This window comes from Mycobacterium sp. 852002-51163_SCH5372311, assembly GCF_001667115.1.
Lineage (GTDB): Bacteria > Actinomycetota > Actinomycetes > Mycobacteriales > Mycobacteriaceae > Mycobacterium.
In genome coordinates this window covers 1-21,037 of sequence record NZ_LZIJ01000049.1, presented here as the reverse complement: position 1 = coordinate 21,037, position 21,037 = coordinate 1, and the positions used below count along the sequence as shown (strand labels likewise).

Annotated in this window: 20 protein-coding genes; 14 read left to right on the top strand and 6 right to left on the bottom strand. The window is 65.5% G+C overall.

From position 1 onward, the window contains the following. Positions 1 to 4 precede the first annotated feature (4 nt). Positions 5 to 1,096: a DUF4328 domain-containing protein gene (locus tag A5791_RS05775; RefSeq protein WP_067232560.1), complete on the bottom strand. Its 1,092-nt coding sequence runs from the start codon at positions 1,094 to 1,096 to the stop codon at positions 5 to 7. 447 nt (positions 1,097 to 1,543) lie between these two features. Here A5791_RS05775 and A5791_RS26675 point away from each other — a divergent pair, with 447 nt between their 5' ends. The 9 genes from A5791_RS26675 (at position 1,544) to rraA (ending at position 7,286) form a co-directional block, all read left to right on the top strand. Next, positions 1,544 to 1,696, top strand: a complete 153-nt coding sequence (locus tag A5791_RS26675; RefSeq protein WP_197504607.1) for a hypothetical protein — start codon at positions 1,544 to 1,546, stop codon at positions 1,694 to 1,696. Between the two features lie 161 nt (positions 1,697 to 1,857). Continuing rightward, positions 1,858 to 2,481 carry a superoxide dismutase gene (locus tag A5791_RS05770; protein ID WP_067232557.1) on the top strand — a complete coding sequence of 208 codons (624 nt, stop codon included), beginning with the start codon at positions 1,858 to 1,860 and terminating at the stop codon, positions 2,479 to 2,481. Between the two features lie 217 nt (positions 2,482 to 2,698). Then, positions 2,699 to 3,232 carry a peptidase gene (locus A5791_RS05765; RefSeq protein WP_067232556.1) on the top strand — a complete coding sequence of 178 codons (534 nt, stop codon included), beginning with the start codon at positions 2,699 to 2,701 and terminating at the stop codon, positions 3,230 to 3,232. 637 nt (positions 3,233 to 3,869) lie between these two features. Continuing rightward, positions 3,870 to 4,268 (top strand): helix-turn-helix transcriptional regulator, encoded by a 399-nt coding sequence (locus tag A5791_RS05760; protein ID WP_067232813.1) that lies wholly within the window; start codon positions 3,870 to 3,872, stop codon positions 4,266 to 4,268. A gap of 132 nt (positions 4,269 to 4,400) precedes the next feature. Then, entirely contained in the window at positions 4,401 to 5,057 is a 657-nt protein-coding gene (locus A5791_RS05755) for a DUF6474 family protein (RefSeq protein ID WP_067232553.1), read from the top strand. 1 nt (position 5,058) lies between these two features. Beyond that, positions 5,059 to 5,724, top strand: coding sequence for a YcnI family protein (locus A5791_RS05750; RefSeq protein ID WP_067232550.1), 666 nt, complete (start codon positions 5,059 to 5,061; stop codon positions 5,722 to 5,724). Beyond that, positions 5,721 to 6,233, top strand: coding sequence for a copper resistance CopC family protein (locus tag A5791_RS05745; protein ID WP_067232548.1), 513 nt, complete (start codon positions 5,721 to 5,723; stop codon positions 6,231 to 6,233). Before A5791_RS05750 ends, A5791_RS05745 begins: the two co-directional genes overlap by 4 nt. Before the next feature lie 104 nt (positions 6,234 to 6,337). Further along, positions 6,338 to 6,799, top strand: coding sequence for a nucleoid-structuring protein H-NS (locus A5791_RS05740; RefSeq protein WP_067232545.1), 462 nt, complete (start codon positions 6,338 to 6,340; stop codon positions 6,797 to 6,799). Positions 6,800 to 6,803: 4 nt separating this feature from the next. Next, the gene (rraA, locus tag A5791_RS05735) at positions 6,804 to 7,286 is read left to right on the top strand and encodes a ribonuclease E activity regulator RraA (RefSeq protein WP_067232542.1); all 483 of its coding nucleotides are present in this window, start codon (positions 6,804 to 6,806) and stop codon (positions 7,284 to 7,286) included. A 114-nt stretch (positions 7,287 to 7,400) separates the two neighbouring features. Here rraA and A5791_RS05730 read toward each other — a convergent pair whose 3' ends face one another. Continuing rightward, positions 7,401 to 8,870, bottom strand: a complete 1,470-nt coding sequence (locus tag A5791_RS05730; protein ID WP_067232539.1) for an NAD(P)/FAD-dependent oxidoreductase — start codon at positions 8,868 to 8,870, stop codon at positions 7,401 to 7,403. A gap of 77 nt (positions 8,871 to 8,947) precedes the next feature. Between A5791_RS05730 and A5791_RS05725 the strand changes: the two genes are divergently transcribed. From A5791_RS05725 to A5791_RS05710, 4 genes are read left to right on the top strand one after another with little or no spacing between them, the layout of a single operon-like run. Beyond that, on the top strand, positions 8,948 to 9,598 hold the full coding sequence (locus A5791_RS05725) for a TetR/AcrR family transcriptional regulator (protein ID WP_067232808.1): 651 nt from the start codon (positions 8,948 to 8,950) through the stop codon (positions 9,596 to 9,598). 39 nt (positions 9,599 to 9,637) lie between these two features. Continuing rightward, positions 9,638 to 10,837, top strand: coding sequence for a DNA polymerase IV (dinB, locus tag A5791_RS05720; RefSeq protein WP_067232537.1), 1,200 nt, complete (start codon positions 9,638 to 9,640; stop codon positions 10,835 to 10,837). A 35-nt stretch (positions 10,838 to 10,872) separates the two neighbouring features. Beyond that, positions 10,873 to 11,139, top strand: a complete 267-nt coding sequence (locus tag A5791_RS05715; RefSeq protein WP_156661022.1) for a type II toxin-antitoxin system Phd/YefM family antitoxin — start codon at positions 10,873 to 10,875, stop codon at positions 11,137 to 11,139. Then, a complete protein-coding gene (locus A5791_RS05710; protein WP_067232531.1) occupies positions 11,139 to 11,534 on the top strand; it encodes a type II toxin-antitoxin system VapC family toxin in 396 nt (131 codons plus the stop codon). Before A5791_RS05715 ends, A5791_RS05710 begins: the two co-directional genes overlap by 1 nt. A gap of 11 nt (positions 11,535 to 11,545) precedes the next feature. On the opposite strand, the gene A5791_RS05705 is transcribed toward A5791_RS05710, so the two are convergent. Together A5791_RS05705 and A5791_RS05700 are read right to left on the bottom strand one after the other, a co-directional pair. Then, positions 11,546 to 12,550, bottom strand: a complete 1,005-nt coding sequence (locus A5791_RS05705; protein ID WP_067232529.1) for a PHP domain-containing protein — start codon at positions 12,548 to 12,550, stop codon at positions 11,546 to 11,548. Further along, complete coding sequence (locus A5791_RS05700) at positions 12,538 to 12,969, bottom strand: hypothetical protein (protein ID WP_067232527.1); 432 nt, start codon at positions 12,967 to 12,969, stop codon at positions 12,538 to 12,540. The genes A5791_RS05705 and A5791_RS05700 overlap by 13 nt, the downstream gene beginning before the upstream one ends. Before the next feature lie 269 nt (positions 12,970 to 13,238). Between A5791_RS05700 and A5791_RS05695 the strand changes: the two genes are divergently transcribed. After that, the gene (locus A5791_RS05695) at positions 13,239 to 14,099 is read left to right on the top strand and encodes an LLM class F420-dependent oxidoreductase (protein ID WP_067232524.1); all 861 of its coding nucleotides are present in this window, start codon (positions 13,239 to 13,241) and stop codon (positions 14,097 to 14,099) included. 448 nt (positions 14,100 to 14,547) lie between these two features. Here A5791_RS05695 and A5791_RS05690 read toward each other — a convergent pair whose 3' ends face one another. Further along, positions 14,548 to 16,023, bottom strand: coding sequence for a glutamate synthase subunit beta (locus tag A5791_RS05690; protein WP_067232520.1), 1,476 nt, complete (start codon positions 16,021 to 16,023; stop codon positions 14,548 to 14,550). Next, the gene (gene gltB, locus A5791_RS05685) at positions 16,016 to 20,599 is read right to left on the bottom strand and encodes a glutamate synthase large subunit (protein WP_067232517.1); all 4,584 of its coding nucleotides are present in this window, start codon (positions 20,597 to 20,599) and stop codon (positions 16,016 to 16,018) included. The genes A5791_RS05690 and gltB overlap by 8 nt, the downstream gene beginning before the upstream one ends. Positions 20,600 to 21,037 lie beyond the last annotated feature (438 nt).

Genomic DNA, 21,037 nt, shown 5'->3' with positions numbered 1-21,037 from the left:
ACGCCTATGCTGCCGGTTCCTGCCCGTCCATCTCAACCGGGGCGGCAGATCTGTCGGCGGATCGGGCGGGACCGTCTGAACCCACCACGACCCAGCGATGCGCCGGTCGTTCGATCGGCTTCAGTTCGAACCCTTCGAAGACCCGGGCGACAGCGGCCACGGCGGCGGCCGCGAACAGGTACGCGAACACCATCCACGCGGTGTTGTTCGCGATGCCCTGCGCGTCGGTGGCCAGGCTGGTGAAGATGGCGAAGATCGAGACCACGTTGCTGATAACCCACACGATCCACCACTGGACGATCGGTCTCTGCAGCCGGTGGTAGTGGTCCTCGACGGTGGCCAGTTCTATCACGTACACCGGCGCCCAGAACAGATTGACCAGCGGGATCAGACATCCGGCCCACAGCGCCCGGGCCGAACGCTGGTCCGGCAGACCGTGGTGTTTGAATGCGGCAGCGCGGCGCGCGATCAGCCATCGGATCAGCGTCACGGCGCACAGGATCGCCGTTGCTATCGCTGCCACACTGGCCACGATGCCAAGCCAGTCCACGGCCAGCGCCACCAGCGAATTCAGCAACACGCTGCGGTTGACGATCAGCACCACGTACCGCACGACGTACAGCAGCGCGACGATGCCCAGCACCAACACGCCCAGGAACAGCGTGGTGCGCACGGTTGCCGCGGAGGGCCCCTGCGCGGCAGGTCCGTCGGCCGGCGCCGCGGCCTGCTCCCCGACTTGTGGGCGGTCCGCCAGGCCCCAGCGCGGGATCACGGCATAGTGCGGTGTGGGACCGAGCGGTCGTCGCACGCGCCGTGCTGGCGGCGCGGCACCGGGTCGCACCGCGATCCAACGGAAGCCGGGCAGCAATCGCGGCGGTGTGCGCTGCCAACCCCCGGGCCTGGAGGCAGTGGCGCCGGGCCGGGTAGCGGCTGGGGCCGCCGCAGTGGATTGACCAGCGCTGGTGCTCCACCGCGGGTCGGCCCCCGGCGCGTTCGGTAGCGGCGCCATCAGCGCCCCGCGGCAACGGGGACACCACTCGCGACGCTTCTCCCGGACGTTCCACCGAGTGCCGCACTGGGAGCACACCTGGATCACCGGACCAGCCTAACGCTGACGGCGAAGCGGGCAGCGCCAACGGCCGTCGGCACCACGCAGCAACCTACGGCTATCCACAGTTTCCACAGGTTTATGCACAATGGTCATCCGGGTACCCGCACCCATTGATACAGCCTCTACCCGGTAGCCCGGCCCGCCATGTGGATAACCGGGGCTGTTTTACGTGTGCCCATCGACAACCAAACAGGTGTCCGAGCGAATGGATAGTTCCGCTAGCGACCACAGACACGATTGCCTCATGGCCGGCGCCCTGTCGCCGTCGGCGTTGGTCGATACGCGTCACGCGTGGCGCGAAAGCCCTGCTGAGAGCGCTGTTTTCGGACAAGTTTTCGCAACACCATTACAACGCGTTATGATCGCGGTCACTGGAGTCAGTTGTGACTCACCTCACTGCTGCGAAGTGAACGTCCAGGTGAAAGGCGTTTGATGGCCATGCATCCGTTCGGTCGGGGAACGACGGCGTCGTCGAACCCGTATTCGGGCTCGCCCGCGTGGAGCCATGCTTACGGCGTCGCCGCGTTGCGCGCCGGCCTCATCGCTCTGGCGTTGCTCGCCATCCTTCTCGTCATCGTTCTGTAGCGAGTTCATCCCGCTCGCGGCGTTTCAGGAAGCTCTCTACCGGTCATCCTTGCGGCGCGGGCGGTCATGGAGCAGGGTTGGTTACGCTAGGCCGCCCCACGCGGAACCCGCGCGAAAGACGCTTCAGGCGATCACCAACGATCATCGAAGGAAGGAATGCCGTGGCTGAATACACCCTGCCCGACTTGGACTGGGACTACGCAGCACTGGAACCACACATCTCCGGTCAGATCAACGAGATCCACCACACCAAGCATCACGCCACCTACGTCAAGGGCGTGAACGACGCCGTCGCCAAGCTTGAAGAGGCGCGCGCGAAGGAAGACCACTCTGCGATCTTCTTGAACGAAAAGAATTTGGCCTTCCATCTCGGTGGTCACGTCAACCACTCCATCTGGTGGAAGAACCTGTCGCCGGACGGTGGCGACAAACCGACCGGCGACCTGGCCGCCGCCATCGACGACCAATTCGGGTCGTTCGACAAATTCCGCGCGCAATTCAGTGCCGCTGCCAACGGATTGCAGGGTTCGGGTTGGGCTGTATTGGGCTACGACACCCTTGGCGACAAGCTGTTGACTTTCCAGCTTTATGACCAGCAGGCCAATGTCCCGCTCGGCATCATTCCCCTGCTGCAGGTCGACATGTGGGAACACGCCTTCTACCTGCAGTACAAGAATGTCAAGGCGGATTACGTCAAAGCATTCTGGAATGTCGTCAACTGGGCGGACGTGCAATCGCGGTACGCGGCCGCCACTTCGAAAACCCAGGGATTGATATTCGGCTGAGCCTTTCCGGTCGGTGCGGGCGTCGCGCGGATCGCGCGGCGCCCGCACCGTTTTCGCCGGTCAAAATTTGTCGTTTGTGAGCGCGGGCACGCAGTGGCCGTGTCGGCTTGCGGGGCGCCAAAACCCCGCGCATGCTTAATTATTCGAGATTACTGAGCTGGGGTTTATTCGAGCTACCGGCGTGGTTACTTCGAATGAAGGCGTCGCGGAGGGCGAGATGGATGCAGGATCAAGCCGGCCCATAGGGGTTGCTCCCTTTCATTCTCGTGGTGCCCTGAAAGGGTTTGTGATCTCCGGACGTTGGCCCGATTCGACCAAAGAATGGGCCCAGCTGCTGATGGTCGCAGTTCGGGTCGCATCGCTACCCGGCTTACTGTCCACCACAACGGTGTTCGGCGCCCGCGAGGAGTTGCCCGACGAGCCGCAGCCGGACACCGTTGGTCTGGTCCTGGCCGAAGGCACCGTCTTCGGTGAATCGGCGATTCCGCCGGGATATTTCGCTGACCATCAGCCTCCCGCTCTGCTGATGCTGCACCCACCGTCGGAGACCACTCCGTCGTTGCCGGAATGCACAGGCGCAGCATCGGGCTGCGTCCTGCTGCCGGGACTGCCGTATCTGGGATTGGAGCACCGGGCGGCTTGGGTAGAGGCGGAAGCCGACGGCACCATCACGTCTATGGTCAGCCGCGTCGGAGTCGATCCGATCAGCCATCCCGATACCGCGATTCTCGCGATGCTGCTAGCTGCATAGCTTTGCTTCCCAAGGGCGACCCGCCTCTGCCGACGGTGCCGGCCGAGGCCACCAAACCGTCGTGCCGGTAACCCCGGCCCTGGTAGCGGCGCAAACTCGGCGGCGGTGCGCGAAAACGGCTTGGAGCCTCGGAAGATCCCCCCGCTAGCCTGGCGTTGCGGCGCCGGCAGCTGCCTCACCTCCCCGTTGGCTGCTCGCCCGCGTCCACATAGTTTTCAGAGGTATCTCAAATGTGTGCGCTGGCCGTCGCCCGCGCGCTGGTTGTCATCCATGGCCCGCGGGTGGCGGGACAGCAAATGAGTTACTCGTTGCGTCGTCATCGTCCGTCGGTTGCCGAGCGACGCGCGCATCGCCTCGCTACACCCCGTTCTGACCCTTCTCGCACGCCGGCAAAGCTGAAAAGCTGCAGGAGCTGTCGAGCCGAATTCTTCGGATAACCTGTGAATTCTGTTCGGATTATGGACATCGGACCAGGTTGGTTGGATGCTCTGCAGGGGCGGTGTCGCACACCGCTGCCGATGCCGGAGCCAAATCCGGCTGGGTTTGCACTTGGTTTGTGGACGCAACAGTCGCTACCATAGTCAGCAAATACATGTTGATAGCCGTTTCCTCTTCAGCCCCGGTGGAGGTCATATCGATGAGCACGACGTTCGCTGCCCGCCTGAACCGCCTATTCGACACCGTTTATCCCCCCGGACGCGGGCCGCACACCTCCGCAGAGGTCATCGCGGCGCTCAAGGCGGAGGGCGTCACGATGTCGGCTCCGTACCTCTCGCAGCTACGTTCGGGCAACCGCACCAATCCTTCGGCAGCGACGATGACGGCCCTCGCCAACTTCTTCCGGATCAAACCCGCCTACTTCACCGATGACGAGTACTACGAAAAGCTCGACAAGGAATTGGCGTGGTTGGCCACGATGCGCGACGAGAACGTGCGCCGCATCGCGATGAAGGCCGCCGAGCTCTCTCCCAAGGCCCAGGAAGACCTTGCCGAGCGCGTGGAAGAACTGCGCCGCGCGGAGAGTCTGAGCGCCTGAGCGCCTCTTCAGCCTCCTCACCGGGTCGATCCTGACCTGACGGACCGCCCCCAGCCTGCTCCGTTTAGGGTTGGCACAACGATCGCGTACCCGCACCGCGATAGTCCACGAGATACCGGGAGGCGTCCGGGAATGGGCCTGTTCCGCAAGCGAAAGAGCCGTGCGACGCGACGCGCCGAAGCACGCGCGATCAAGGCCCGCGCCAAGCTCGAGGCGAAGCTGGCCGCCAGGAACGAGAGGCGTCGCATCAAGGCGGCCCGGCGGGCCGACGACAAGGCTCTCCGCGCGCGAATCAGGGCCCTGCAGGAAAGCGACAAGGCAGCGCTGAAAGTCGCCGAGGCCCAACTCAAGACGGCCCGCGAGGGAAAGCTGCTCTCACCGACGCGGATCCGCCGGGTGCTGACGGTGTCGCGGCTGCTCGCGCCGGTGCTCACCCCGTTGATCTACCGCGCCGCCATCGCTGCCCGCGCGCTGATCGACCAGCGGCGAGCGAATCAGCTCGGCATCCCCTTGGCCCAGGTCGGCCAGTTCTCCGGGCATGGCGCGCGCCTGTCCGCCCGCATTGCCGGTTCGGAGCAGTCGTTGCGGATGGTGCAGGAGAAAAAGCCCAACGACGCCGAAACCAAGCAGTTCGCGGCGGCGGTCAGCGAACGGCTGGCCGATCTCTCGGCGGCGATCACCGCCGCCGAGCACATGCCGGCCGCACGGCGCCGCGCAGCCCACTCGGCGATCTCATCGCAACTCGACGGGATCGAAGCCGACCTGATGGCGCGGCTCGGGCTGGGCTGACATGTCCCTTGGCAACAAGTGGATTTCGCGCATCGCGGGCATTGCAAGCGGTGTGACCGTCCTAACCGCGCTCTGGGTTGGTGCGGGTACTCCGGCGGCCTGGGCGCATGTCCATGCCAGCGGCGACAACACCGTGCAGGGTGGCATGGCAATCGTGACCTTCCAGGTGCCGAACGAGTCCACCACGGGCGCCGCCACCACCGCGCTCACCGTGCTTCTCCCGCATGTCGCAGCCGCGCGTACCGAGTCCATTCCCGGGTGGACGGCCAAGCTGGACCGCGACGCCGCGGCAGGCACCGTCCGGTCGGTCACCTGGACAGCCTTGCCCGACGGCGGGATCGGACCGGATCAGTTCGGGTTGTTCCGGATATCGATGCGACTGCCCAACACCGACACCGTCAGCTTCCCGGTCACCCAGACCTACGCTGACGGGTCGACCGTGAAATGGGACCAGCCGCCCGCGTCCGGCGGTGCCGAGCCGGAGCATCCGGCACCCATGCTGGCGCTGACAGCGGGTCCAGCGGGTCCCGCTGCACCCCTAGACCACCACCCCAACGCCGCCGGACCGAAGTCAACGCCGGACAACACCGCGCGGTTGCTTGCAGGCGCGGCCCTGGTGGTTGCCGGACTGGGTATCTGCCTCGTACTGCTGCGCAGGCCAGCATGAGCCGCGTCGGAGTTCTCGCGCGGCTCGGTCTGCTCCTGGCCGCCATGATCTTGGGTGCGCTTCTGACCGCACAGGTCGCATCCGCCCACGCCACACGCGTGTCCAGCGAACCGGCGGACGGCGCGGTTCTCACCACCGGCCCCGACCGCGTGAGCGCAACCTTCAACGAACAATTGCAACCCGACTTCGCCGCGATGACGGTCGTCGGGCCCGACGCCAACTTGTGGTCGTCGGGAGATCCCAATGTGCAGGGTGCCGTCGTCAGCGTCAACGTGCGGCCCCTCGGACCGGCCGGCAGTTACACGGTGAATTACCGGGTGACCTCGGCGGATGGGCACCCGGTGTCCGGGTCGTGGGGGTTTCGGCTGACGGTGTCGGGGTCCGGGACCCCTGGGCCCGCAGCCGCTCCGCCCGACAACGGCGACAACGTACCGGTGTGGCCGTTTGTGGCGATAACCGTGGCAGCCGTCGGCGCGGCGGCGCTATGGGAGGTGCGTCGCAGGCGCTGACCAGCACTGGGCACCGAAAGGTCCGGACACCCCCTGGCATGATGGGACCCGGTGAATCAGGTGCGAAATACAAAGATGTGAGAGAGCTGTAAAGGAGCGGCCGCATGGCAGACCCGCAGGATCAACCCAACTCGGAACCTGAAGGCGAATCGACACCTCCGGCCAAGAAGCCGCCCGCGAAACACGCGAAGAAGGCGGCCAGCCCGCCCGCCAAGAAAGCGCCCGCCAAAAAGGCGCCGGCCAAGAAAGCGCCCGCGAAAAAGGTGCCGGCTAAGAAAGCGCCCGAAAAGGCCGAGAGCCCTGCACCGGCACCACCGAAGCCCGCCGACCCACCCAAGCCTCCCGAGCCGCCGCTCGACCTGCAGCAGCGCATCGAAACCAACGGAGACCTGGCTGCTGCTGCGAAAGATGCTGCGGCGCAAGCAAAGTCAACCGTAGAGGACGCCAAGCCGGTCAGCAGTGAACCCGCCGTGCCGTCGTCGGGCAGCTCGCCGCTTCCGCTGGTGGTTGCGCTGGCATTGAGCCTGCTGGCCATCTTGCTCATCCGGCAGCTGCGACGCCGCTGACCCGGTGATCGTGTCCTTCCGGCCTACCGCCGACCTCGTCGACGACGTCGGGCCCGAGGTGCGCAGCTGTGACCTACAGTTCCGGCAGTTCGGCGGTCGTACCGAATTCGCCGGTGCGATCAGCACCGTGCGTTGCTTCCAGGACAATGCGTTGCTGAAATCGGTACTTTCGCAGCCTGGTACGGGCCGGGTGCTGGTGATCGACGGAGCCGGCTCCCTGCACACCGCACTGGTCGGCGACGTCATCGCCGAGTTGGCCCGCTCCAATGGCTGGTCCGGCCTGATAGTTCACGGCGCGGTTCGGGACGCTGCCGCGTTGCGCGGCATCGACATCGGCATCAAGGCGCTGGGCACCAACCCCCGCAAGAGCACCAAGACCGGCGCCGGCGAGCGCGACGTCGAAATCAGTTTGGGTGGAGTGACATTCGTGCCCGGTGATGTCGCCTACAGCGACGACGACGGCATCGTCGTCGTCACTGAGCGTTGACCTTTATCGCCGCCGAACGTGTTCTGAGGGCGAAGAATCCGACGGTTTTTCCGCCGTGATTGCACGCTCGGCGAGCGCGGTCGATGGCGAACGCCTGTGACGGGCGTGGGGTTGTCAGGCCGCTATCCTGGCCCGCTTCTTGGCGAATCGCAGGCCCTCACCGTCGACCTTGCCGCGCCGGATCAGCCAGATGTCGCGCAGGTAGTTCTGATTCAGCCGCCACGGGGTCCGCGAACCCTGCTTGGGCAGCTCGTCGAGTGAGCGCAGCACATAGCCGGGAGTGAATTCCATGAACGGCCGCTCGTCGACGTCGGAACCCGGGTGCTCAACCTCGACGGTGTCAAAACCGTTGTCGTCCATATAGTTCAGCAGACGGCAGACGAACTCGGACACCAGGTCGGCTTTGAGCGTCCAGGACGCATTGGTGTACCCGACGGTGTAAGCCATGTTGGGCAGATCGGAGAGCATCATGCCCTTGTATGCCATCGTCTTGGTGAGGTCCACCGGTTGCCCGTCGACGGTCACCGCCGCCCCACCGAAGAGCTGCAAGTTCAATCCGGTTGCGGTGATGATGATGTCGGCTGGGAGTTCGCGGCCCGAGTTGAGCCTGATGCCGGTTGCGGTGAACCGCTCGATGGTGTCGGTGACCACGTCGACCTGGTCGTGCCGGATGGCGCGGAACAAATCGCCGTTGGGCACCAGGCACAGCCGCTGGTCCCACGGGTTGTAGTGCGGACCGAAGTGCTTCTCGACCTCGTAGCCCTCGGGCAGTTGGCGCTGGGCGAAGCGCAAGAACACGTTTCGCATCCGCTGCGGCCACCTTCGGCAGGCCTGATAGAGCGCCACCTGCAGCACCACGTTCTTCCAGCGGGTCGCCGTGTAGGCCACCTTGTCCGGCAGCAAGCGGTTGAGCCGTTCGGCGATCTTGTCCCGCTCTGGCTGCGAAATGATGTAGGTCGGTGAGCGCTGCAGCATCGTGACGCGCTTGGCGCCCGAATTCGCCAGTGCGGGAACCAAAGTCACGGCCGTGGCACCGCTGCCGATCACGACGATGTTCTTGTCGGCGTAGTCGAGGTCTTCCGGCCACAGCTGCGGATGGATGATCGGGCCGGGGAAATCCTCCTCGCCGGCGAACTTCGGGGCGTAGCCCTGATCGTAGTTGTAGTAGCCGCTGCACAAGAACAGGAACGAACAGGAGAGGGTGGTCTTGCTGCCGTTGCTCTCGATGTGCAGAGTCCAGCGGTTCTCCGTGTTGGACCAGTCTGCGCTGATGACCTTCTGGTTGAGGCGGATGTGCTTGTCGATGCCGTACATCTCCGCGGTGCTCTTGACGTACTCGAGGATCGGCTTGCCGTCGGCAATGGCCTGGCGCTCGGTCCACGGGCGGAAGCGGAAGCCCAGGGTGTACATGTCGGAGTCGGAGCGGATGCCCGGGTAACGGAACAGGTCCCAGGTGCCCCCCATGGCCTCCCGCTTTTCCAGGATGGCGTAGCTCTTTGTCGGGCAGCGGTCCTGCAGGTGCCAGGCCGCGCTCACGCCGGAGATGCCGGCGCCCACGATGACGACGTCAAGGTGCTCAGTCATGAATCGCACGCTATCAACGGTCTGTCGAATGCGTCAACAGGGTGTCGAAATTTTCAACACAGGGTAAGCTGCCGCTCGTGACCAGTAGTACGGCGGCCAGAGCCGGCCAGACCTCTCGGGGCCGGCGCAGCGCACGCCCGTCCGGGGACGATCGGGAACTGGCCATCCTCACCACCGCCGAACGGCTCCTCGAGGACCGATCACTGACCGACATTTCCGTCGATGACCTGGCGAAAGGTGCCGGCATCTCGCGACCGACGTTCTACTTTTACTTCCCGTCCAAGGAAGCGGTGCTGCTGACCCTGCTGGACCGCGTGGTCAACGAGGCCGACTCCGCGTTGCAAGCCCTGGCCGAGAACGGCGAGGCGGAACGCGACGACATGTGGCGCACTGGCATCAACGTGTTCTTTCAGACGTTCGGATCGCACAAGGCGGTGACCCGGGCCAGCATGGCTGCTCGGGACACCAGCGCTGAGCTGCGGGGACTCTGGTCGACGTTCATGCAGAAGTGGATCGCGTTCTCCGCCGCCGGGATCGAGGCCGAGCGCAACCGCGGTGCCGCTCCGGCCACGTTGCCCGCCCTGGAACTGGCCACCGCGCTCAACCTGATGAACGAGCGGACGTTGTTCGCGTCCTTCGCCGGCGAGCAGCCCTCCGTGCCGGAAGCGCATGTGCTGGACACGTTGGTGCATGTGTGGGTCAGCAGCATCTACGGCGAGGAGCACTGAGGTCGACTTCGGCCGTTTGTCGCTTTCGCATGCGAACATATGTTCGTGCGGTGCGACGCGTCCATCCTGCACGCGGACCTAGATTCGTTCTACGCGTCCGTCGAACAACGCGACGACCCGGGTTTGCGGGGGCGCCCGGTGATCGTCGGCGGCGGCGTGGTGCTGGCGGCCAGCTACGAAGCCAAGGCCTACGGCGTGCGCACCGCGATGGGCGGCGCGCAGGCACGAAGGCTCTGTCCCCACGCCGTCGTGGTACCACCGCGCATGAACGCCTACTCGCAGGCCAGCGACGCCGTGTTCGAGGTGTTCCGCGACACCACGCCGATAGTGGAGGCACTGTCGGTTGACGAGGCTTTCCTCGACGTCAGCGGCCTGCGTCGGGTATCCGGGACCCCGGTAGAGATCGCGAGACGACTGCGCGCCGACGTCCGCGACCGGGTGGGTTTGCCGATCACCGTGGGCATCGCCCGGACAAAGTTCTTGGCGAAAGTCGCCAGCCAGGAGGCGAAGCCAGACGGGTTGCTGTTGGTGCCGCCAGACCGGGAGCTGGCCTTTCTGCACCCGCTGCCGGTCCGCCGGTTGTGGGGTGTTGGCGCGGTGACGGCCGCCAAGCTGCATGCGCATGGCATCACCACGGTCGCCCAGGTCGCCGAACTGTCCGAGTCGACGCTGGCTTCGCTGGTCGGTGGTGCGATGGGGCGCCAACTGTATGCGCTGTCCCGCAACATCGACCGCCGCCGGGTGTCCACCGGCGTGCGGCGACGGTCGGTGGGGGCCCAGCGAGCGGTGGGACGGGCCGGCAACAGCATGTCACCTGCCGAGCTGGACGCGGTCGTTGTCACCCTGATCGACCGCATCACCGGACGGATGCGCGCCGCCGGCCGCACCGGACGAACCGTGACCCTGCGGCTGCGTTTCGACGATTTCAGCCGGGCGACACGGTCGCGCACCTTGCCGTGGGCCACTTCGTCGACCCAGGCGGTGCTGGCCGTGGCGCGGCAACTGGTCGCGGGGGCCGCGCCGGCGATGGCCGATCGCGGGCTGACCCTGGTCGGGTTCGCGGTATCCGGCATCGACCGCACCGGCGCGCAACAGTTGATGCTGCCCTTCGACGGGGAGCCTCCGGCGGTGGATGCGGCCGTCGACCAGGTCCGTCGGCGCTTCGGCAAGTCCGCGCTCACCCGTGGGGTGCTGGTGGGCCGCGACCCGGGGCTGGAGATGCCTCACCTCCCGGACTGAGCCTTACGTCGAGGCTAGGTGCTACCATGTGCTACATGCAGCGCATCGGGGTCCGCGAGCTCCGGCAGAATGCCAGCCGCTACCTCGCGCTGGTTGCGTCAGGCGAAATCGTGGAGGTGACCCAGCGCGGTCGACTGGTGGCGCGAATTGTTCCCGCCGGCGGCGACGCATGGGCTGATCTGGTGGCGGCCGGTGAGGTCATCGCCGCCTCGTCAAACGAAAATCTCCTATCCGAGCCACCGGGCAAATTCGGTTCCGGATTGTCCGCGGAGCTCGAACGTCTCCGCGAAGACGAGCGCTGATGCAGCTGTACCTTGACACCTCGGCGCTGGCGAAACTTGTCACTGAGGAGGCTGAGACCGCAGCGCTTCAGAGTTACCTCCAAACTCATGCAGCGGACACACACTTCACCTCCGCGTTGACGCGCACGGAGTTGATCCGCGCGGCGTCACGACACGGGCCGCCTTCAGCGATCGCGCATGCACGACGACTGCTGACACGAATTGACGTGATTGCGTTAACCATCCGACTGCTCGAGGTCGCAGCGGTTCTCCCGCCAGCACAGCTCCGGACGCTTGATGCGATCCATCTGGCGGCGGCGCAAACAGCGCCCGACTTGCGGGCGCTGGTCACCTACGACGTTCGCATGGCGCAAGCGGCTGCTTTAGCGGGAATCGCTGTCGCGCAACCCGTTTAGGGGGGCCTAAATCAAGCCGCCGCCCACTCGAGTAGCTTCTCGGCCGGCCAGGTATTGACGATGCGGTCGACGGGAACACCGGCGTCCAGCGCCCGCTGTGCGCCGTAGCCGAGAAAATCCAGCTGGCCGGGCGCGTGCGCGTCGGTGTCGATGCTGAACACGCAACCGATGTCGCGCGCGAGGTTCAGCAGCCGGCTCGGCGGGTCGCGGCGCTCCGGGCGCGAGTTGATCTCGACCGCGGTGCCGTGATCACGGCAGGCGGTGAATACCGCCTCGGCGTCGAACTTCGACTCTGGCCTAATGCCACGGTTACCCGCGACCAGCCGGCCCGTGCAATGACCAAGCACGTCGGCATGGGGGTTGCGGACCGCGGTGATCATCCGACGGGTCATCGCGGCGGAATCCATCGACAGCTTCGAGTGCACGCTGGCCACCACGATGTCGAGGCGCTCGAGCAATTCGGGCTCCTGGTCCAGGCTGCCGTCGTCGAGGATGTCGACCTCGATCCCGGTGAGAATGCGCAGCGGCGCGAACTTTTCGCGCAGCCCGTCGATTACGTCGAGCTGTTTGCGCAACCGCTCGGGTGACAGTCCGTTGGCGATCGTCAAACGTGGCGAGTGGTCGGTCAGCGCGCAGTACTCGTGGCCGAGTGCCGCGGCGGTGGCCATCATCTCGTCGATCGGCGCCGACCCATCCGACCAGTTCGAGTGCAGGTGCAGATCACCGCGCAGCGCGGCCCGTACCTCTCCCCCACCGAGATCTTCTGCTGCAGAACGCAATTCGACCAGCTGGTCCGGTTCCCGTCCGGACCAGGCCTGTGCGATGACCTTCGCGGTTTTGGGCCCGATTCCCGGAATCGTCTGCCAGCTGTTGGCGTGTCCGTGCCGCTCACGCGTCGCGTCGTCGAGTTGCTCGACGATGTCGGCGGCGTTGCGGTATGCCATCACCCGCCGGGGATCTTGACGGCTGCGGTCCTTGTAATAGGCGATCTGCCGCAGCGCGGTTACCGGGTCCATAGCTGCCCTGCGATGAATCCGGCCAATATCACTGCGAAGCCGCCGATTTCACCGACGATGAGAAACACCATCGACACCCGGGCTCCGCGCGTCGGATGTTCAAACTGGTTCTCGGTATCGCGCCGCGCGCCGTGCAGGATGTAGGCCAGGATGGCGGCCACGAAGAAGAACACCAGGACCATCGCCGCGGTCAGGTTCACCCACGTCGGCCAGGCGCTGAGCGCAACGAAGACCGCGATCAGCCCCGTCGCGAACGCATACAGCAGCGCCGCCCGGTGCGCGATGTCGACGTAGACATGCGCCCGGTGATCAGGGCTGACCATGATCTGGCGGTACTTCCACACGCCGAGGGCGAGTGCCAGCAGAAAAATCAGTCCGGCCGCCAACAGCGTGATCTTGGTATCGATACCGAGTGTCATCCTTCCGCCCAGCCTAGTGGCGATCGCGGTCGCGGCGGAGCCGGGCGAAGCGGGTCGCCACGATCAGGAATAGTGGCGATCGCGAGCGCGGCGGAGCCGGGCGCTGGGGGCACCCCCGCGAAGCTGGGGGACGGGTCGCCACCATCAGGAATAGTGGCGATCGCGAGCGCGGCGGAGCCGGGCGATGGGGGCACCCCCGCGAAGCTGGGGGACGGGTCGCCACCATCAGGAATAGTGGCGCTTCAGAAAGCGCGACTAGCGTCGGGGTCATGCGATTCGCGTTCAAAACCTCACCGCAAGAAACCACCTGGGCCGACATGCTGGCCGTCTGGCAGGCCGCCGATGACATCGACGTCTACGAGTCGGGATGGACCTTCGACCACTTCTATCCGATCTTCGGCAACAGCAGCGGCCCCTGCCTGGAGGGCTGGACGACGCTGACCGCGCTGGCGCAGGCCACCACGCGGCTGCGGTTGGGCACGCTGGTCACCGGGATCCACTATCGGCATCCCGCGGTGCTCGCCAACATGGCCGCCGCTCTCGACATCATCTCCAACGGGCGGCTCGAGCTCGGGATCGGCGCCGGCTGGAACGAGGAAGAGTCCGGCGCCTACGGCATCGAGCTGGGCAGCATGAAGGAACGTTTCGACCGATTCGAGGAAGCGTGTGAGGTGCTCACCAGCCTGCTGAGCCAGGAGACCACCAACTTCGACGGCAAGTACTACCAGCTCAAGGACGCGCGCAACGAGCCGAAGGGTCCGCAGCGTCCGCACCCGCCGATCTGCATCGGCGGCAGCGGCGAGAAGCGCACGTTACGGATCACCGCGCGCTACGCCCAGCATTGGAATTTTGTCGGCGGCCCGCCGGATTTGTTCGCCCGCAAACGCGACGTGCTGGCCGCGCACTGCGCAGACATCGGCCGCGACCCGACAGAGATCACCTTGTCGGCGCACCTTCGGCTGGATCCGAGCCGCAACTATCAGCAGGTCGTCGAGGATGCGGCCGGCCTGGCTGCCGAAGGGCTGCAGCTGGGGATCGTCTACATCAATCCGCCGCACGACCCCGCCGTTCTGGAGCCGCTGGCGGAGGCGATTCGGGATTCCGGTCTGTGGGACGGGGTGGCCGCCTAGTCCTCGGCTCTTTGGCTCGCGAGGGTGCGTGAATGTACAGAATTCGTGCCATATTCCGTACATTTGCGCACGCTCGCGGTCGAGCACCGCACATATGCGCACGCTCGCGGTCGAGCAAACTCCTTGCGCGCCGCAGGTGACCTGCGCTAAGCGCTCACACGCCGAATACCAGCAGCTCCTCAGCTGTGACCAGGCGCTCGCGTTTGGCGGGAAACTCTCGACTCTTGACCGGGTGACGAAACCATGACCAGGCGATTCGCCCCGCTCGCGACTGGGGTACCGGTTTGACATGCACAGTTATCACTCCTGCGATCGGTTAACTCAACCGAGGGCTCGCATGCGACTTCATGTGACGCAGCCCACACCGGGTTATTAGACACCCAACTCCTGGCAAACTGTCGACGACGCGCCGAGCAATATCAACCTGTTTCTGGTGTGACTGATGTGGCTATTGTAGCGGTGCTGCCGTCGGCTTGATGGGCGACGGCAGCGCGCTCGACCCCATCAGATGCCGGTCCACAGCCGCCGCGGCGGCCCTGCCCTCAGCTATCGCCCAAACGATCAGTGACTGGCCGCGACCCATGTCTCCGGCAACGAAAACACCGGGCACCGTGGACTCGAAATCGGCGTCCCGCGCCACGTTTCCGCGCTCGGTCAGCTTCACGTCGAGGTCGGTCAGCAGGCCTGCCTTCTCCGGACCGACGAAGCCCATCGCCAGCAAAACCAAGTCGGCCTCGATCTCGAAGTCGGTGCCCTCGACCTTCACGAACTTGCCATCCTGCATGGTCACCTCGTGCACCTTGAGTGCGGTCACGTGCCCGTCCTTGCCGATGAACTCCTCGGTGTTCACCGAGAACAGCCGTTCGCCGCCTTCCTCATGCGCCGCGGAAATGCGATACATCAGCGGATAGGTCGGCCACGGGGTCGACGAAGCGCGGGAGTCCGGCGGGCGCGGCATGATCTCGAACTGGTGCACGGCAACCGCGCCTTGCCGATGCACGGTACCCAGGCAGTCGGCGCCGGTGTCACCACCGCCGATGATCACGACCTTCTTGCCTTTGGCCGTGATCGGCGGCTGGCCGTCCTCGTCGCGGTCGGCCTCGTCCAACTCGCCTAAAGCTTGGTGGTTACCCCACGGCAGGTACTCCATCGCCTGATGGATTCCGTCCAGGTCCCGACCCGGAATGGGCAACTCCCGCCAGTCGGTGGCGCCGCCGGCCAGCACTACCGCGTCGAAATCGGTGCGCAGCTGCTCGGCGGTGATGTCGACCCCGACGTTGACGCCGGGCCGGAATTCGGTTCCCTCCGCCCGCATCTGCTCCAGCCGCCGGTCCAAGACGCGCTTTTCCATCTTGAATTCCGGAATGCCGTAGCGCAGCAGCCCACCGATGCGGTCGGCCCGTTCGAAGACGGTGACGCTGTGGCCGGCACGGGTGAGTTGCTGAGCGGCGGCCAACCCCGCCGGGCCCGAACCGACCACGGCCACCGTCTTTCCGGTCAGCTTCGTCGGCGGCAGCGGCTTTACCCAGCCTTCCTCGAATGCCTTGTCGATGATCTCGAGCTCGATCTGCTTGATAGTCACCGGATCCTGGTTGATACCGAGCACACACGCCGGTTCGCACGGCGCCGGGCACAGCCGGCCGGTGAAGTCGGGGAAATTGTTGGTGGCATGCAACCGTTCGATCGCGTCGCGAAACTGGTTCCTGCGCACCAGGTCGTTCCATTCCGGGATCAAGTTCCCCAGGGGACATCCGTTGTGGCAGAACGGAATACCGCAATCCATGCATCGGGTCGCCTGATAACGCAACTTCTCGAGATCGAATTCCTCGTAGACCTCGTTCCAGTCCCGCAGCCGCAGCGGGACAGGGCGGCGCTTCGGCAATTCCCGATGCGTGTATTTCAGGAAGCCGCTCGGATCAGCCATGCGAGGCCGCCATGATCGCCTTGTCGACATCGACGCCATCGCGTTCGGCTTCGGCGATCGCCTGCAGCACCCGCTTGTAGTCCCGCGGCATCACCTTGACGAAACGTCGCTGCTGGCGGCGCCAGTCGGCGAGGATCCGCTGGCCCACAGCGGAATCGGTGGCATCGACATGGGCCTGGATGATGCCGTACAGGTAGTCCACGTCATCCTCGTCGAGAGTCTCGAGTTCGACCATCTCGGCGTTGAGGTGGGAAGGCAGTTGCCCGTCGGGGTCGTACACATAGGCCACGCCGCCGGACATTCCGGCCGCGAAGTTGCGGCCGGTGCGGCCGAGGATGACGACCTTGCCGCCGGTCATGTATTCGCAGCCGTGATCGCCGACGCCCTCGACCACGGCGTGCGCACCGGAGTTACGGACGGCGAACCGCTCGCCCACCACGCCGCGCAGGAATACCTCACCACTGGTGGCGCCGAACAGAATCACGTTGCCGCCGATGATGTTGTCCTCGGCCACGTAGTCCTGCGGCGCATTGTCCGACGGGCGCACCACAATCCGCCCACCGGACAGGCCCTTGCCAACGTAGTCGTTGGCGTCGCCGTAAATTCGCAAGGTAATCCCCTTGGGCACAAAGGCCCCGAAGCTGTTGCCCGCCGAACCGTCGAACGTGATGTCGATGGTCCCGTCCGGCAATCCTTGGCCGCCATAAGCTTTCGTCACCTCATGACCGAGCATGGTGCCGACCGTACGGTTGACGTTGCCGATGGTGGTCGAGAACCGCACCGGTTTCCCGGAATCCAGCGCCTCCCTGCTCATCACGATCAACTGCTGGTCGAGCGCCTTGTCCAGGCCGTGGTCCTGCCGCGAGCTGCAGTACAGGTCCTGGTTCATGAACGCCGACTCCGGCTCGTGCAGCACGGGCGTCAGATCCAGCCGGTGCGCCTTCCAGTGCGCGCGCGCCAGCGTGGTGTCAAGCGCTCCGGCTTGCCCGACGGCCTCGTTCAGAGTGCGGAAGCCCAACTGCGCCAGATACTCCCGGACCTCCTCGGCGATGAACATGAAGAAGTTCTCGACGAACTCCGGCTTGCCGGTGAACCGCTCTCGCAGCACAGGGTTCTGCGTGGCCACGCCGACCGGGCAGGTATCCAGATGGCATACCCGCATCATGATGCAACCGGCCACCACCAAAGGCGCGGTCGCGAAACCGAATTCCTCGGCGCCGAGCAGAGTCGCGATCATCACGTCCCGACCCGTCTTCAGCTGCCCGTCCACCTGCACCACGATCCTGTCGCGTAACCCGTTGAGCAGCAGGGTCTGTTGCGTCTCGGCCAGCCCCAACTCCCACGGGGCACCGGCGTGCTTCATGGACGTCAGCGGGGTTGCGCCGGTCCCGCCGTCATGCCCCGAAATCAGCACCACGTCGGCGTGTGCCTTGGAAACGCCGGCCGCGACCGTACCAACCCCGTTCTCCGACACCAGCTTCACGTGCACCCGCGCCGACGGGTTGGCGTTCTTCAGGTCATGGATCAGCTGCGCCAGATCCTCGATGGAATAGATGTCGTGGTGCGGCGGTGGTGAGATCAGCCCCACGCCGGGCGTGGAGTGCCGGACCTTGGCGACCCACGGGTACACCTTGTGCCCCGGAAGCTGGCCGCCCTCACCGGGTTTCGCCCCCTGAGCCATCTTGATCTGGATGTCGGTGCAGTTGGTCAGATAGTGCGACGTGACGCCGAACCGGGCCGAGGCGACCTGCTTGATCGCGCTGCGGCGCCAGTCGCCGTTGGGATCCTGCTCGAATCGCTTGACGTCTTCGCCGCCTTCGCCGCTGTTCGAGCGGCCACCCAGCCGGTTCATCGCGATGGCCAGAGTCTCGTGCGCCTCGGCCGAGATAGAGCCGTAGCTCATCGCGCCCGTCGAGAAGCGCTTGACGATTTCGCTGGCCGGCTCGACCTCCTCCAGCGGAATCGGGGGACGCACTCCCGCACGGAATTTCAGCAGACCGCGCAGCGACGCCATCCGCTCGCTCTGGTCGTCGACCAGCCGGGTGTACTCCTTGAAGATCTTGTACTGACCGGTGCGGGTCGAGTGCTGCAGCTTGAAAACCGTCTCCGGGTTGAACAAGTGGTATTCGCCCTCACGGCGCCACTGGTATTCCCCACCGACCTCGAGTTCGCGGTGCGCACGCTCGTCGGGGCGGTCCAGGTAGGCCAGCCGGTGCCGGGCCGCGACGTCGGCTGCGATGTCGTCGAGGGTGATGCCGCCGGTCGGACAGACCAGACCGGTGAAGTATTCGTCGAGCAGTTCCTGGGAGATGCCGACCGCCTGGAACAGCTGCGCGCCGGTGTAGGACGCCAGCGTCGAAATGCCCATCTTGGACATCACTTTGAGCACGCCCTTGCCGGCGGCCTTGATGTAATGGTTCAGCGCCGTCTTGCGGTCGATGCTGTCGATCACCCCGCGGTCGAGCATGTCCTCGATCGACTCGAACGCCAGGTAAGGGTTGACGGCGGCCGCGCCGCAACCGATCAGCAGCGCCATGTGGTGCACCTCGCGGGCGTCACCGGATTCGACCACCAGGCCCACGTGTGTACGGGTGCGGTCGCGCACCAGGTGGTGGTGCACCCCCGCGACGGCGAGCAGCGACGGTATCGGCGCCATCTGCTCATTGGAATCGCGGTCGGACAAGATGATCAGGCGGGCACCGTCGGCGATCGCTGCCGACGCCTGCGCGCGCACATCCTCCAACGCTGCGGCCAGACCGGCACCCCCCTCGGCCACCGGGTACAGGCACCGAATCACCTTGGACCGCATGCCATGCGGGCGCCCGTTGACTTCGTCGTCGGGGTTGAGGTTGATCAGCTTGGCCAACTCGTAGTTGCGCAGAATGGGCTGCGACAACATGATCTGGTGGCAGGAGTTCTCGTTGGGGGTGAGCAGGTCGCGCTCCCCGCCGGTGGTGCCCTGCAGGCTGGTCACCACCTCCTCGCGAATGGCGTCCAGTGGCGGGTTGGTCACCTGGGCGAACAACTGATGGAAGTAGTCGTAGAGCATCCGGGGGCGCTGCGAGAGCACCGCGACCGGGGTGTCGGTGCCCATCGACCCGATAGGCTCGGCGCCGGTGCGCACCATCGGCGCCACCAGCAGGTTGAGTTCCTCATAGGTGTAGCCAAAAGCCAACTGCCGCATCACAAGCCGGTCGTGTGGCATGCGCAAGTACTTGCCCGCGGGCAATTTCTCCATCGGAATCAGGTTTTTGTCGAGCCACTCCTGATAGGGGTGCTCGGCAGCCAGCTCCGCCTTGATCTCCTCGTCGGCGACGATGCGGCCCTGCGTGGTGTCCACCAGGAACATCCGGCCGGGCTGCAGCCGCATCCGCTTGACCACGGTGGACGGGTCCAAGTCCAGCACGCCGGCCTCCGACGCCATCACCACCAGGCCGTCTTCGGTGACCCAAATCCGTGACGGCCGAAGGCCGTTGCGGTCGAGCACGGCACCCACGATGGTGCCGTCGGTAAAGGTCATCGAGGCCGGGCCGTCCCACGGCTCCATCAGCGAGGCGTGGTACTGGTAGAACGCCCGGCGCGCGGGGTCCATCGACTCGTGGCGCTCCCAGGCTTCGGGGATCATCATCAGCACCGCATGCGCCAGGCTGCGTCCGCCCAGGTGCAGCAGCTCGAGCACCTCGTCGAAGCGCTGGGTGTCGGAGGCGCCCGGCGTGCAGATCGGGAACAGCTTCTCGACGTCGTCTTCAGATCCGAAGACGTCGGTCTTGATCAACGCCTCGCGGGCGCGCATCCAGTTCTCGTTACCGGTGACGGTGTTGATCTCCCCGTTGTGGGCGATGCGCCGGAACGGATGGGCCAGCGGCCAGGACGGGAAGGTGTTGGTGGAGAAGCGCGAGTGCACAATGCCCAGCGCGCTGGTCAGCCGATCGTCCTGCAGATCGAGGTAGAACGCCTTCAGCTGCGGGGTGGTCAGCATGCCCTTGTAGACCAAGGTCTGACCGGACAGGCTCGGGAAGTACACGGTTTCGCGGCCCGGACCGTCCTGGCCCGGTCCCTTGGTGCCAAGTTCGTGCTCGGCGCGCTTGCGGACGACGTAGCAGCGCCGCTCCAGGGCCATGCCCGAGGCACCCTCGATGAACACCTGCCGGAAGGTAGGCATCGCGTCGCGGGACAACGCGCCCAGTGAGGAGTCGTCAGTGGGGACATTGCGCCAGCCCAGCACGTGCAGGCCCTCGGCTTCGGCGATCTTCTCCACCGCGGCGCAGGCCGCCGCGGCGTCCTTGGACGACTGCGGCAGGAACGCGATACCGGTGGCGTAGCTGCCCGGTTCGGGCAGCTCGAAGTCGACGACCTCCCGAAGGAAAGCGTCCGGGACCTGGATCAGGATGCCTGCGCCGTCGCCGCTGCGCGGCTCGGCGCCCTGCGCACCGCGATGTTCCAGGTTGAGCAGGGCGGTGATCGCCTTGTCCACAATGTCGCGGCTACGCCGGCCGTGCATGTCCACGACCATGGCGACCCCACACGAATCATGTTCGAATGCGGGGTTATACAGCCCGACGCGGTTGGGCGCCATTCCCACCTGCCCCTTCACCAGACTTTCTGCGCGGCTCTATTAGCAGCCATTAGCGGCTCCCGATGAGGCCGCACCCATGAGATGCGGGCTAGACCCCTCCGGTCTTGTCGATAGGCTGTCCGTCAAGCGGAGGTGATCCGGTCAGGGGATTCGTCCGTGCAGCGCTGAACGGAGCCCGACAACCGGTCTCGACAAGTCGTAAAACGATATGACAAAACCCGCCTGACATGCCAACTTCCCTAATACTAACCTGCCCACCCGCTATCTGTGACCTGCGAAGAAGCCGGTGATCGCCCTCTGCGCAGTGGGCTGTCTCACCACGTGCCACCTGCCGCGACGGTGCCGGCGCGCTTATTGGCCGGACCACACCAACCGCTCAAGCAGGTTTGCTGTGGCCGTGATGAACGAGGCCTGTAACTCCACCAGCATCGCCGTCGG